Source organism: Achromobacter colocynthidis (assembly GCF_057334535.1).
Map to the genome: position 1 here is coordinate 96,800 of NZ_JBHFIZ010000021.1, position 12,813 is coordinate 109,612.

Consider the following 12,813-nt stretch of genomic DNA (forward strand, 5'->3'; position numbering starts at 1 on the left):
GGGCGGTAGGTTAGTCCGTCAAGGCGAAGCCGTGCGCAGGTCGGCGGCTTCGCGTTCAAACTGGGTCGACAGTTCTTCCGCCGCCGGCGTCAAAGGCTGCGCGGTTCGTTGGATCAGGCCGATCACATAACTGGGCAGGGGCTCGGCAATGGGCACGATGTCCAGTTGCTCGCGCCACAGATCGGTGGTGATCAACGCGGTGGGCAACAAGGCCATGCGGTCGCTGTTCGCCACCAGCGCGGCCGTGTCGATCAAGCCATCCGTCTGCATGTCTACCCGTGGGGTACCCAAGCCCGCTTGGCTGAACACGGGGTAGACCGATGCGCCCGGTTGGCCGGGCGGCCCCGCCACCGCGAATACCGCCTCGCGTAGTTCATGCAAGCTGCGCGCCTGCCGCAAGGGGTGGTCGCGACGGGCGGCCATTACCAATGGGCTGGTCAGCAGCACGCGCGCCTTGAGCTGCGGATCGGTGTCGTCCGCGTTCAGCGAGCAAATGGCGAAATCCAGTTGGCCTTCGCGCAGCAGCGGCGTCAGGGTGTGATAGAGGCCGCTGCGGCAACTGAGTTCTACCTCGGGGTAGCGCTGCCGAAAGCGGTGGATGGCGGACGTGGATAGAAGCACGGATGCCGCCGCCGAGATGCCGTACTGCACGGTGCCCAGCCGTTCACCGCGCATTTGCGACATGGTGTCGCGGGCGCGCTTGGTTTCATGAACCAGGTGTTGGGCGTGGGGCAGAAAGCGTTTGCCGTAGTCGTTGGGCCGCATGCCTTTGGCGTGCCGGTCGAACAACGGCAGCCCCAGCGTGCGTTCAAGCCGCCGCAAGGACTTGGTTAAGGCTGGTTGGGTTTGCCCGGTGGCCCGGGCTGCCGCGTGCACGCTGCCATGTTGCGTGACGGCAAGAAAGTCGAACACTTGCTGCAACTTCATCTTGATGCCTCCCCGTAATTGCTCAGTCGATCTAACTGAAAGGTCCCCGGCTGCTCGCATCTGAATTGCCGACCGACCGTAGTTCATACTTTTCAACGCCGCAAGCAGGGGTAGAGGGGAGTGGGGGCTGCGGATCACGCACATCCAGCAACGGCGGGCCTTGCGGGGCGATTAGCCTCGCGCCCTGAAGCGCCTTGTCAAACTTTTGTAACGCCCTGAGATATTTAACTTTTCGTTGCAAGATGCCGTTAAGCGAGGAAGCGTACTGCAACCCCGGAGTGGCCTTTTCATGTTCAAGAATTTAAGTATCCGCGCAATCCTGACGACCGCCTTGGGCGTCTTCTTCGCGCTTTTCCTGCTGACCGGCGTAGCCGTGCATCAGCAACTGACGTCCAACCGCACGTCCATCGAAGTGCTGCTGGACACCAATCTGGTTCGTGCCAACGCAGTGGATGGCGCGGGCGCCGAATTGCTGCGCGCCCGCCTGGTGTTGCTGGCCGCGCAAAGCGCGTTGCTGGAAGGAAAGTCCATCGACAGCCTGACCAGCATGCAGCGCCTGGATGGCTATACGAAAAGGGCGTCTGATTTGATAGAGATGGCGCGCAAACAGCCCGAGACGTCGGCACAGGGTAAGCCACTGTTCGATGCCGCGTTGGCCGCTTATGACGTTTATCAGCGCGATGCGATCGCGCCGATGGTGGCGGCGATTCGTGCGGGCAAGCCGCAAGACGCCAGCCGTCTGAACCTTGAGAAAGTCACGCCGCTGGGCACCGCGTTCACGCAGGCCATCAAGAGCTACGTCGACTACGCCGATGACGTCGGCCAGCGCGTGGCGCGCGATGCATCCACGCGCATCAACGGCGCGATTGTTGTGCTGATTTGCCTGCTGGTGGTAGTGGCGGTGTTGGTGGTGAGCCTGTACGCGATCTTCGCGCGGTCGGTGTTCCGCCCGCTGCACGAGGCTGGCCGCTTGTTCGACCGCATTGCCGGCGGCGACTTGAGCAATCGCATCGAGCAACGTGGCAACAACGAAATCGGCGTGCTGTATGCCGCCGTCAAGCGCATGCAGGACAGCTTGAGCCGCACCGTGTCGGCCGTGCGCCTGGGCGTGGAAGAGATCCATACCGGTTCGCGCGAAATCGCGGCGGGCAACATCGACCTGTCGTCGCGCACCGAGCAGCAGGCAGCATCGTTGGAAGAAACGGCCGCCAGCATGGACGAACTGTCGTCCACGGTGAAGAACAACGCCGATAGCTCGCGCAGTGCCTCGCAGTTGGCGACGGCGGCGTCCGAAGTGGCAACGCGCGGCGGCAAGGCCGTGGGCGACGTGGTGGGCACCATGCGCGGCATCGCGGATAGCTCCAAGCGCATCGCGGATATTGTGGGCGTGATCGACGGGATTGCATTCCAGACGAACATCCTGGCGCTGACCGCGGCCGTGGAAGCGGCGCGGGCCGGCGAGCAAGGCAAGGGTTTTGCCGTGGTGGCCAGCGAAGTGCGCGCCCTGGCGCAGCGCAGCGGGCAGGCGGCCAAAGAGATCAAGGGGCTGATCGACGAGTCGGTGCAGAAGGTGTCGATCGGGTCGGATCAGGTGGAAGCCGCGGGTGCCACGATGCAGGAGATCGTGACGTCGGTGCGCCGCGTGACAGACATCATCAACGAAATTTCCAGCGCGTCGGAAGAGCAGTCGCAGGGCATTCAGCAGGTGAATCAGGCGGTGTCGCAGATGGACAGCGTGACGCAGCAGAACGCCGCGTTGGTCGAGCAGGCCGCGGCGTCGGCGGCGTCATTGGAGGCGCAGGCGCAGCAGTTGCGTGAGGCGGTGGCGGTGTTTAAGTTGCAAGCCGGTGGGCAGGTGATTGATGCGGATGCGCCGGCGTTGGGGCGGGGTGTTGAGCCGGTGATGATTGGGGGGTGATTGTTGGGCTGTTTTGGTGTGGCTGGGATTGGTGGTTAATCACGGCTGCTTGATGGGTTACGCGCGATCTGCGGTGGGGTTCTTTTGTTGGCTTTCGCGCGCTACACCCATCCTACGTGTCACTTTGTAGGATGGGTGAAGCGCGCGCGGGCGTTCAGCAGAAAGAAAACGCCGATCGCGCGAAACCCATCATTGGGCCGTGATGACATGGCCCGGATGATGAATCAATCACCGCTGCTTGATGGGTTGCGCGCGTTCAACGGCGGGGTTCTTCTGCCGTCGTTCCCGCGCTTCACCCATCCTACTCAAGGCGGATGTTTGCGTCCGCCGCGACGTGCTTCCATTTTTTGACGTCGCTGGCGATGACTTCCTGGAAGGCGTCAGGTGTACCGGCGACAACCGTGCCGCCCAGGTTGGCCAACTTGGCTTTGACTTCGGGGGCGTTCAGGGCCTTGACCGAGGCGTCGTGCAGCGCCTTCTTCACGTCGTCCGGCAGGCCCTTGGGCGCCAGCAGGCCGTTCCAGGCGTTGGCTTCGTAGCGCGGCAGGCCGGCTTCCTTGAAGGTCGGGGTGTCGGGCAATTCCGGCGACCGCACATCCGCCGCGATGGCGATGGGGCGAATCTGACCGCTCTTGATATACGGCAGCGAGGCCGGCACGGGTTCCCAGATCATCGACACCTGGCCGCTGATCACATCGGTGAACGCGGGGCCCGCGCCACGGTACGCAATGTGCATCAGCTTGGCGCCCGTCATCGACTTCATCAATTCCATCGCCAGGTTGCCCAGGCCGCCCGCGCCGGACGAGGCGTAGGTGTACTTGTCGGGGTTCGCCTTCGACGTCGCGATCAACGCATTCAAATCGGTGGCGGGGAAGTCCTTGGTGACGCTCAGCACGCCCGGCACCGTCACCAACTGCGTGATCGGCGTGAAGTCCTGCACGGCGTCATACGTCAGCGTCTTGTACACCGCGGGATTCGTGCCGTGCGTGCTGGACGAGGCCAGCAGCAGGATGTAGCCGTCGGGCGCGGCATCCGCCACGTAGCGGGTGCCGATCGAGCCGCCCGCGCCGGCCTTGTTTTCAACCACCACGGTGGCGCCCAGCTCGGTGCCCAACTGCGCCGCGAACACGCGGCCGATGATGTCGGCGGTGCCGCCCGGGGCAAACGGCACGATCAGGCGCACGGGCTTGTTGGGGTAGGCGGCTTGTTGCGCCGACGCGGCGCCGGCGGCCAGCGTGGCGCCGGTCAGCAGCGCCAGGGCGATGGTGGTTTTCTTGAATGTCATCTGTGTCTCCAGGCGAAGGTTAGTCGAGGCTGCGATTGAGCCAATCGACGATCAATTCGGCGATCTGGTCGCTATTGCGATCCAGCATGCAGAAATGGGAATTGCCGGCGATGCCGGTGGCGGGCAGGTCCAGTACGTCGGCGTGCTGTCCGGCCGCGCGCAGGGCGGTCCAATAGGCGTCCGTCTGCGCGCGGTAGCGCTGCCAGGTGTCGTCCGCGCCAAAGTGGTCGCCCCAGACCAGCAACTGCGGGGGCAGGGCGTCTTGGGCCGTGGCCGGGGTGCCGGTGGGTTCCAGCGCCACCACCGCGCGCACCGTGCTGGCGTATTCCTGCGCCAGCAGCGTGGCGTAGCCGCCGCCCTGGCTGTGGCCGATGACGATGCACGGGCCGGCCAGGTCCAGCAGTTGCCGGTAGGCGTCCAGCGCCATCTCGCCATGCGTCAGCCAGCGCGGCACAAACTGCTTGGCGAAGGTATCGAAGGCGTCGACGGGAAACTGTTGCGCGGGATAGGCGTGGCGCGGTTGGCCGGCGGGGGCATAGCCCGTGGCCGGCCCGATGCGGAACAAGCGCCAGGCTTCTTCCTTGGACCGGAAGATGGGGGCGCTGTCATACACCTGCGGATACATCGCCCACGACGCGCGACCGCGTTCGGGCGCATCGGACACGAACACGTCATAGCCCGATTGCAGCAGACGCCACAGCCAGCCTTGGCGGCCGTCCGGTGTGCTTTCCCACTGCGCGCCCGTCATGCCGCCGCCGTGCCACAACAGCACGGGGTAGGGATGGCGCGGCTGGGCCAGCCGGTATTCCTGCACATAAAGCTGGCCGACGCTGTAGCCGCCGTTCATGTCGATCAGGCGGGGCGCGTTGTCCACCACTTGCTTTTGCTGCATCGGCACGCCGCCCGCCACGGCGTCGGCGCCGCCCACGAAATGGCTGCGGATGGATTTGAGCAGGACGGGGGTGTCGGACATCGGCGCCTTCCAGAAAACGATGCCGAAATGTTAGTTGCCAGATGTATCAGCCTTGTGCAAAATGAGCGGCCACTGTGCCGAATCGGCACAGACCCATCACCGCCCGCCCAGGCGCGCCTTCCCCTGAAAGAGACCCCATGGACACCAAATGGCTTGAGGACTTCGTTGCGCTGTCCAAGTCGCGCAACATGTTTCAGGCGGCCGAGGCGCGCAATGTGACCCATCCGGCTTTCGGACGCCGCATCAAGGCGCTGGAGGAGTGGGCCGGGGTGCCCTTGGTTGAGCGCGGCCATCAGGTGTCCAGCTTGAACGCGGCGGGGCGCAACATGCTGGCCGCCGCCATCGACGTGCTGGACATCCTGCGCGACACCCGCCAGGCGCTGCAAAAGCCCGAACAGGAACGCAACCGGAAAATCACCATCGCGTCGGGCAAGACCCTGGCGCATTCGGTGCTGCCCGGCGTCATGGCGCGCGTGCAGCAGGGCATGCCCGCGTTCCAGCTCAAGGTGATCACCACCACCTTGAATTTCGGCGTGGACATGTTGGCGGATGGCGAGGTGGACTTCCTGCTGTGCCACGCGCACGAACCGCTGTACGCCAAGATCGACAACCCCGGCTACCGCTGGCGTCGGGTGGGTGCCGACAAACTGGTGGCCGTCAGCGCGCCGGTGTCGCCGGGCGGCCGCCATCCCCGCTACGCGGTGCCCAAGCTGCCGTCGGACCCGCCGGTGCCGTTCCTGGCGTATGCCGACAGCATGTCGCTGGGCCGCATCCTGGACGATAAGCTGCGCGGCCTGTGCCTGATCGGGCAGTTGCAGACGATGTACGAGTCGGACCTGGCCGACGCGCTGCACGCCATGGCGCGCCAAGGCTTCGGCCTGGCGTGGTTGCCGCACACCTTGATCGAAGCCGATCTGCGCGCCGGCACGCTGGTGCGCGCCGACAGCGCCCGCAACGACATCCACATGGAAATCCGCATCTATCAGTCGGTGGACAACGCCAAGTCGCTGGCGCGAGACGTGTGGGCGCGCATCGAGGCGTATGCGGCGCGTTGACCGCGTCCGCCATCCCGCTCGCCCCGCTCTGCCGGCGGCAGGCATAAAATAGCGGATTACCCCATTCCGCACCCCCACGCACCCCTACAGGATTCCGCGCCATGAACGCCCGTATCCCCGACGACGCACTGCCGCCCACCCTTGATCCCGACGCCCTCCAGGCCTTTGTGGACGACAAGTGGGACAACGAAATCATTCCCGCGCTGACCGATTACATCGCCATTCCCGCCAAGAGCCCCGCGTTTGACGCCGACTGGGAAAAGAACGCGTTCATCGAGCGCGTGGTGCGCGATGCCGCCGCCTGGGTCGAAGCGCAGAAGGTCTCGGGCCTGAAGCTGGAAGTGGTGCGCCTGCCGGGCCGCACGCCCGTCATCTTCTTTGACGCGCCCGCCACCCGCAGCGACAACGGCGACACCGTGCTGCTGTACGGCCACCTGGACAAGCAGCCGGAATTCTCGGGCTGGCGCGCGGGTCTCGGCCCCTGGACCCCCAAGTACGAAGACGGCAAGCTCTACGGCCGTGGCGGCGCGGACGACGGCTACGCCGTGTACGCCTCGCTGACCGCCATCATGGCGCTGGACAAGCAGGGCGTTCCGCGTCCGCGCTGCGTGGGCATTGTGGAAACCTGTGAAGAATCGGGCAGCTACGACTTGCTGCCGTATGTGGATGCGTTGCGCGACCGCCTGGGCAACGTCGCCCTGGTGGTGTGCCTGGATTCGGGCGCCGGCAATTACGACCAGCTCTGGATGACGACCTCGCTGCGCGGCATGGTGGCCGGCACGCTGGAAGTGCAGGTGCTGGACGAAGGCGTGCACTCGGGCGACTCCAGCGGCGTGGTGCCGTCGTCGTTCCGCATCTTGCGCCATCTGCTGGACCGCCTGGAAGACAGCGCCACCGGCCGTCTGCTGCCGCAAAGCCTGCATTGCGAAATTCCCGCCGACCGTGTTGAACAAGTGACCGCCACCGCGCGTATTCTGGGCGACGAAGTGTGGCGTCGGTTCCCCTGGAGCTGCGGCGCCGAAGGCGGCTTTGTGCTGCCGATGACGACCGAGCCCGAAGAGGCGCTGCTGAACCGCACGTGGCGCCCGACCCTGTCGGTGACCGGCGCCGAAGGCCTGCCGCCGTTGTCCAGCGCCGGCAACGTGCTGCGCCCGCGCACCGCGTTCAAGCTGTCGCTGCGCCTGCCGCCGCTGATTGACGCCGTGGCCGCCTCGCAGGAAATCAAGGAGCTGCTGGAAGCCGACGCGCCCTATAACGCCAAGGTCATCTTCAAGGCCAACGAAGGCGCGGCCACCGGCTGGAACGCGCCCGCATCCGTGCCCTGGCTGACCCAGGCGCTGGACGTCGCCTCGCAGCAGTACTACGGCCAGCCTTGCGGCTACATCGGCCAGGGCGGCACGATTCCGCTGATGAGCATCCTGCAAAAGGGCTTCCCGAAGGCGCAATTCATGGTGTGTGGCGTGTTGGGCCCGAAGTCCAACGCGCACGGTCCCAATGAATTCCTGCACGTGCCCTACGGCAAGAAGCTGACGGCGGCCGTTGCGCAAACCATGGCGGCCATGCCGGCATGATTTCGACTTCCGACGCTTACGCCAATGTGGTGGCTGAAACCCGCCACTGGCTGACTCAGGCCGTGATCGGCCTGAATCTTTGCCCGTTCGCCAAGGCGGTTCAGGTCAAGGACCAGATCCGCTTTGCCGTCAGCGACGCCACCGACGCCGAAGGGGTGCTGACCGACTTGCAGGACGAGCTTGCCCTGCTGGCCGAGACCGACCCCGAGAAGATCGACACCACCTTGTTGATCATCCCCGACGCGCTGGACGATTTTCTGGATTTCAACGATTTCGAAGAACTGTCCGACCGCCTGCTTAAACGCATGCGGCTGGTGGGCGAATTGCAGGTGGCCACGTTCCACCCGCAATTCCAGTTTGCCGACACGCAGGTCGACGATATCGAAAACTACACGAACCGCGCGCCGTACCCCATCCTGCACCTGCTGCGGGAAGACAGCATCGACCGCGCGGTGGAGTCGTTTCCGGACGCCTCGGAAATCTACGAGAAAAACATCGACACGATGAAGAAGCTGGGCCTGGAAGGCTGGAAGAAGCTGATGACCAAGGATTAGGGTTCCGATCCAGGGGCGTCCGCTTCAGGGCATCCCCTTCAGGGCGTTCATCCAGGGGCATCCATTTCGCCGTCTGCTTCGTATAGAGGGTTAACCACCTTTGATGCGACAGGAGACGGCGGTGCCCGGCATTTTTCTCTGCGTTTTCCCCTTCGTTTCCCTCTCTGCCCGGGCGCGCCATGCGTAGCGCGGCCACGGTGGCCGCGCTGGCGGCCTTGCTGCTGCTGACGCTTACGGCCTGTTCGCCGCTGGCCGTGCTGAACGGCGCGGTGCCCGACAACGCCAACCGCGTGGTGGCGGACGTGGCCTATGGCGCGGACCCTCGCCAGCGCCTGGACATCTACGCGCCGCCCGGCGTGCAGCAGCCGCCCGTGGTCGTGTTCTTCTACGGCGGCAGTTGGCGCAATGGCTCGCGCCCCGACTACAAGTTCGTGGGCGACGCGCTGGCCTCGCGCGGCATTCTGGCCGTGATCGCCGACTACCGGCTATACCCCGACGTGGCTTACCCGGACTTTCTGGACGATTGCGCCCGCGCTGTCGCCTGGACGCTGCAACACGTGGCCCAGTACGGCGGCGACCCCGGCCGGGTTTTCGTGGCCGGCCACAGCGCGGGCGGCTACAACGCCGCCATGGTCGCGCTGGACCCGCGCTGGCTGGAACGCCATGGCGCGTCGCCATCCATGCTGCGCGGCTGGATCGGCATGGCCGGCCCCTACGACTTCCTGCCCATCGTGGCCAGCAGCCTGAAGCCCGTGTTCCATTTCCCGGGCACGCCGCCCGACTCCCAGCCCATTGCCCACGTCACGCCCAACGCGCCGCCCGCCTTGCTGATGGCGGGCATGGCCGACACCACCGTCGACCCCCATCGCAACACCGAAGGGCTGGCCGCCGCCTTGCAGGCCGCGCGGGTGCCCGTGACGCTGGTGCGTTACGACGGCCTGGGGCATGCACTGCTGGCCGGCGCGCTGGCGCGTCCGCTGCGGTGGCGCGCGCCGGTGCTGGACGACTTGGCGGGTTTTGTCTTGGATCCGTCGGGTGGGCCGCTCCGATCGGACAAGTAGCGCGTTGAAGTAGCGCAGTCGCGTCGCGCATGCGATTCGCGCATGCGAGTAGGGCTCGCGGCTACGGGTTTTCCCTGGTGAATCCAATTCGCCGGGGCCTACGTATATAGGGCATCGACACGCGCAAGCGGGAATTCCCACGCCCATTGGAACCCGCGCGCTTAATCCGCCTAACCAGGAGAAGACTGATGAGATCCCCCTCCGACTCCGAACGCCTGGCGCTCAACGATGCCTGCGTGCCCGAGGCCGCGCAGGCCCTGTCGCTGACCGAACGCCTGCTGCGTCGGCGCCTGCTTGACCAACTGGGGCAACTGCAAGGCGGGCGGCTGCTGATCGACGACGCAATGGGCAGCGTCGAAGTGGGCAACGTCAAATTGGGCAACGTCGAACCGGGCAACGTCGAACCGGGCGAGCAGGGCGCGACAGCCGGCCGACCTTTGCGGCTGCGGGTGCAAGACCCTGCGTTCTACGGCGCAATCGCCCGCCATGGCAGCGTGGGCGGCGGCGAATCCTATGGCGACGGCCATTGGCATTGCAATGATCTTGTCGGCCTGATCCGCCTGCTGGTGCGCAACCGCGACCTGCTCGACGGCATGGAACGCGGCATGGCGCGGCTGGGCGGCATGGCGATGCGGGCGCTGCATGCGTGCCGGCGCAACACGCGCGCGGGCAGCCGGCGCAACATTGCCGCGCACTACGACCTGGGCAATGAATTCTTCCGCCTGTTCCTGTCAGACGACATGATGTATTCGTCAGCGATATGGGCGGGCGAGGACGACACGCTGGAGCAGGCCTCCACCCGCAAGCTGGACGTAATCTGCCGCAAGCTGGACCTGCGGCCCGGTCAGCATGTGGTCGAGATCGGCACGGGGTGGGGCGGCTTTGCGCTGCACGCGGCGCGCCACTACGGCTGCCACGTCACCACCACCACGATCTCGCGCGAACAGCACGCGCTGGCCACCGAACGCATACGCCGCGCCGGCCTGCAATACCGCGTGGACGTGCTGCTGCAAGACTATCGCGACCTGAACGGCCAATTCGACAAGCTGGTGTCGATTGAAATGATCGAGGCCATCGGCGCCGCCTACTTGCCGGCGTACTTCGCCAAGGTGGGCGAACTGCTCAAGCCGGACGGCATGGCGCTGATCCAGGCCATCACCATTGAAGACCATCGCTACGCGCAGGCGCTGAAGGCGGTGGACTTCATCAAGCGGCATATCTTCCCCGGCAGCTTCATGCCGTCCATCCAGGCCATGCTGCAAGCCAAGACGCGCGTCAGTGACCTAAGCCTGGTGCACCTCGAAGACTTCGGCCTGTCTTATGCGCGCACCTTGGAAGCCTGGCGGGATCGCTTCATGGCGCGGCTGGACGCCGTCCGCGCACAAGGTTTTGACGAACGCTTCATTCGCCTGTGGGAGTTCTACCTGGCGTATTGCGAAGGCGGCTTTCGTGAACGCGCCATCGGCGTGTCGCATCTGCTGCTGGCGCGGCCGGCCGCCATGCCCGCGACGGCGCGCTGGGCTACGTCATGACGCCCGGCATGCAGGCGCTGATGGTGGCGGCGGTGGCCGTGGTGCTGATGACCGTGGGCTGGCGCTGGCAGCGGCGCCATCACAACGCAGGCATTGTGGACGCGATGTGGGCGTCTGGCATGGCGCTGGCCGCCGTGTTGCTGGCGCTGACCGGCCCCGGCGCGGCCATCCCGCGCGTGTTGCTGGCCGTGCTGGGCGGCGTGTGGGCCGGGCGGTTGGCGTGGCACATCTGGCGGCGCGTGCGCCACGGCGAGGAAGACGGCCGCTACCGCGCCTTGCGGGCGCATTGGAACGGGCACCAGGGCAAGTTTGCGCTGTTCTTCCTGGCGCAAGCCGGGCTGGTCGTCTTCATGTCGCTGCCCTTCATCGCGGTCGCTTCCAACCCCGTGCCGCGCATGACGCCGTGGGTGTGGCTGGGCCTGCTGGTGTGGATCGTGGCCGTGGCGGGTGAAACGATTGCCGACCGGCAGTTGGACGCTTTCCGCGACAACCCGGCCAACCGTGGCCGCACCTGCCGGCAGGGCCTGTGGCGTTATTCCCGGCATCCCAATTACTTCTTCGAATGGCTGCACTGGTTCAGCTATGTGGCGCTGGCGGTGGGCGCCGACCTGGCCTGGCTGGCCTGGCTGGGCCCCATTGCCATGTTCATTTTCCTGCGCTGGATCAGCGGCATTCCCTACACCGAAGCGCAGGCGCTGCGTACCCGGGGTGACGACTACCGCCAGTACCAGCGCACCACGCCGATGCTGTTCCCGTGGTTTCCCAAGCGGGAATCGGCGGGCTCAACGCATGCCAATGCAAAGGGCGAATGATGACGACCGCAACACTCAACGATTCCCGTCTGGCTTCCGACCGGCCGGCGCCCGGCTTATTGGGGCTGGCCGAACGCGGCCTGGTACCCGACGCGCTGATGCGCCACGGCATCCGCCGCTTGTGCGCCCAGCGTCTGCGGGAGGAACAGGTGGACGGCCCCGCGGGCCAGGCGCGGCGCTACCAGCAGTTGATCGATGAGCTGCGTACCAGCCCCGTCGCCATCCACACCGACGCCGCCAACACCCAGCACTACGAGCTGCCGGCCGACTTCTTCAAGCTGTGCCTGGGCCGGCAGTTGAAGTACTCCGGCTGCTATTACCCCACGGGCCGCGAAACGCTGGACCAGGCCGAAGCCGCCATGCTGGAACTGACCGGCCTGCGCGCCGAACTGATGGACGGCCAGCGCATCCTGGAACTGGGCTGCGGCTGGGGATCCCTGACGCTGTGGATGGCCGAACGCTATCCCTCGGCGCGCATTACGGCGGTCTCGAACTCCGCCTCGCAGCGGCAGCACATCCAGGCGCAATGCCGCGCGCGGGGGCTGCTGAACGTCGAGGTCATCACCTGCGACGTCAATACGCTGGAGTTGCCGCCGTCCGCGTTCGACCGCTGCGTGTCGGTGGAAATGTTCGAGCACATGCGCAACTACCAAGACCTGCTGGCGCGCATCGGCTCGTGGTTGCGCCCGGGCGGCAAGCTGTTCGTGCACCTGTTCGCGCACCGCAGTCTGATGTACCCGTTCGAAACCGAGGGCGCCGACAATTGGCTGGGCCGGCATTTCTTCACGGGCGGCATCATGCCGTCAGCGGACACCTTGCTGTGGTTCCAGCAGGACCTGCGCATCCAGGCACGCTGGCTGGTCGACGGCCGCCATTACGAGCGCACCGCCAACCACTGGCTGGCCAACCAGGACAAAAAGCGGGCAGACATCATGCAGGTGCTGGAACAGGCCTATGGCGCGCCGTTTGCGGGCCTGTGGTTCCACCGCTGGCGCATGTTCTGGATGGCCTGCGCCGAACTGTTCGGCTACCAGGACGGGCAGGCGTGGATGGTGGCGCATTACCGCTTCGTGCGGCCTGAATAGGTTTTACCAAGGCCTGACCAAGGCCGGACCCAACCATGCA

11 protein-coding genes are annotated in these 12,813 nt (G+C 65.7%); 8 read left to right on the top strand and 3 right to left on the bottom strand.

Going from position 1 to position 12,813, the window contains the following annotated elements; translation table 11 throughout:
• Positions 1-18: 18 nt before the first annotated feature.
• Positions 19-927, bottom strand: a complete 909-nt coding sequence (locus ACE04A_RS06595; RefSeq protein WP_259246457.1) for a LysR substrate-binding domain-containing protein — start codon at positions 925-927, stop codon at positions 19-21.
• A gap of 289 nt (positions 928-1,216) precedes the next feature.
• Here ACE04A_RS06595 and ACE04A_RS06600 point away from each other — a divergent pair, with 289 nt between their 5' ends.
• The gene (locus tag ACE04A_RS06600) at positions 1,217-2,845 is read left to right on the top strand and encodes a methyl-accepting chemotaxis protein (protein ID WP_485819968.1); all 1,629 of its coding nucleotides are present in this window, start codon (positions 1,217-1,219) and stop codon (positions 2,843-2,845) included.
• 301 nt (positions 2,846-3,146) lie between these two features.
• Here ACE04A_RS06600 and ACE04A_RS06605 read toward each other — a convergent pair whose 3' ends face one another.
• Positions 3,147-4,130 carry a Bug family tripartite tricarboxylate transporter substrate binding protein gene (locus ACE04A_RS06605; RefSeq protein WP_438858278.1) on the bottom strand — a complete coding sequence of 328 codons (984 nt, stop codon included), beginning with the start codon at positions 4,128-4,130 and terminating at the stop codon, positions 3,147-3,149.
• A 19-nt stretch (positions 4,131-4,149) separates the two neighbouring features.
• On the bottom strand, positions 4,150-5,103 hold the full coding sequence (locus ACE04A_RS06610) for an alpha/beta hydrolase (protein WP_448716073.1): 954 nt from the start codon (positions 5,101-5,103) through the stop codon (positions 4,150-4,152).
• 137 nt (positions 5,104-5,240) lie between these two features.
• Between ACE04A_RS06610 and ACE04A_RS06615 the strand changes: the two genes are divergently transcribed.
• The 7 genes from ACE04A_RS06615 (at position 5,241) to ACE04A_RS06645 (ending at position 12,773) form a co-directional block, all read left to right on the top strand.
• Positions 5,241-6,158, top strand: a complete 918-nt coding sequence (locus tag ACE04A_RS06615; protein ID WP_279994011.1) for a LysR family transcriptional regulator — start codon at positions 5,241-5,243, stop codon at positions 6,156-6,158.
• A gap of 101 nt (positions 6,159-6,259) precedes the next feature.
• Positions 6,260-7,729, top strand: coding sequence for a M20 family metallopeptidase (locus ACE04A_RS06620; protein WP_448716074.1), 1,470 nt, complete (start codon positions 6,260-6,262; stop codon positions 7,727-7,729).
• The gene (locus ACE04A_RS06625) at positions 7,726-8,283 is read left to right on the top strand and encodes a DUF1415 domain-containing protein (protein ID WP_438858281.1); all 558 of its coding nucleotides are present in this window, start codon (positions 7,726-7,728) and stop codon (positions 8,281-8,283) included. The genes ACE04A_RS06620 and ACE04A_RS06625 overlap by 4 nt, the downstream gene beginning before the upstream one ends.
• A gap of 179 nt (positions 8,284-8,462) precedes the next feature.
• Positions 8,463-9,344 (top strand): alpha/beta hydrolase, encoded by an 882-nt coding sequence (locus tag ACE04A_RS06630; RefSeq protein ID WP_448716075.1) that lies wholly within the window; start codon positions 8,463-8,465, stop codon positions 9,342-9,344.
• A 188-nt stretch (positions 9,345-9,532) separates the two neighbouring features.
• Positions 9,533-10,876, top strand: coding sequence for a class I SAM-dependent methyltransferase (locus tag ACE04A_RS06635; protein ID WP_448716076.1), 1,344 nt, complete (start codon positions 9,533-9,535; stop codon positions 10,874-10,876).
• Positions 10,873-11,688, top strand: coding sequence for a DUF1295 domain-containing protein (locus tag ACE04A_RS06640; protein WP_448716077.1), 816 nt, complete (start codon positions 10,873-10,875; stop codon positions 11,686-11,688). Before ACE04A_RS06635 ends, ACE04A_RS06640 begins: the two co-directional genes overlap by 4 nt.
• The gene (locus ACE04A_RS06645; protein WP_448716131.1) at positions 11,688-12,773 is read left to right on the top strand and encodes an SAM-dependent methyltransferase; all 1,086 of its coding nucleotides are present in this window, start codon (positions 11,688-11,690) and stop codon (positions 12,771-12,773) included. The genes ACE04A_RS06640 and ACE04A_RS06645 overlap by 1 nt, the downstream gene beginning before the upstream one ends.
• Positions 12,774-12,813: the final 40 nt, after the last annotated feature.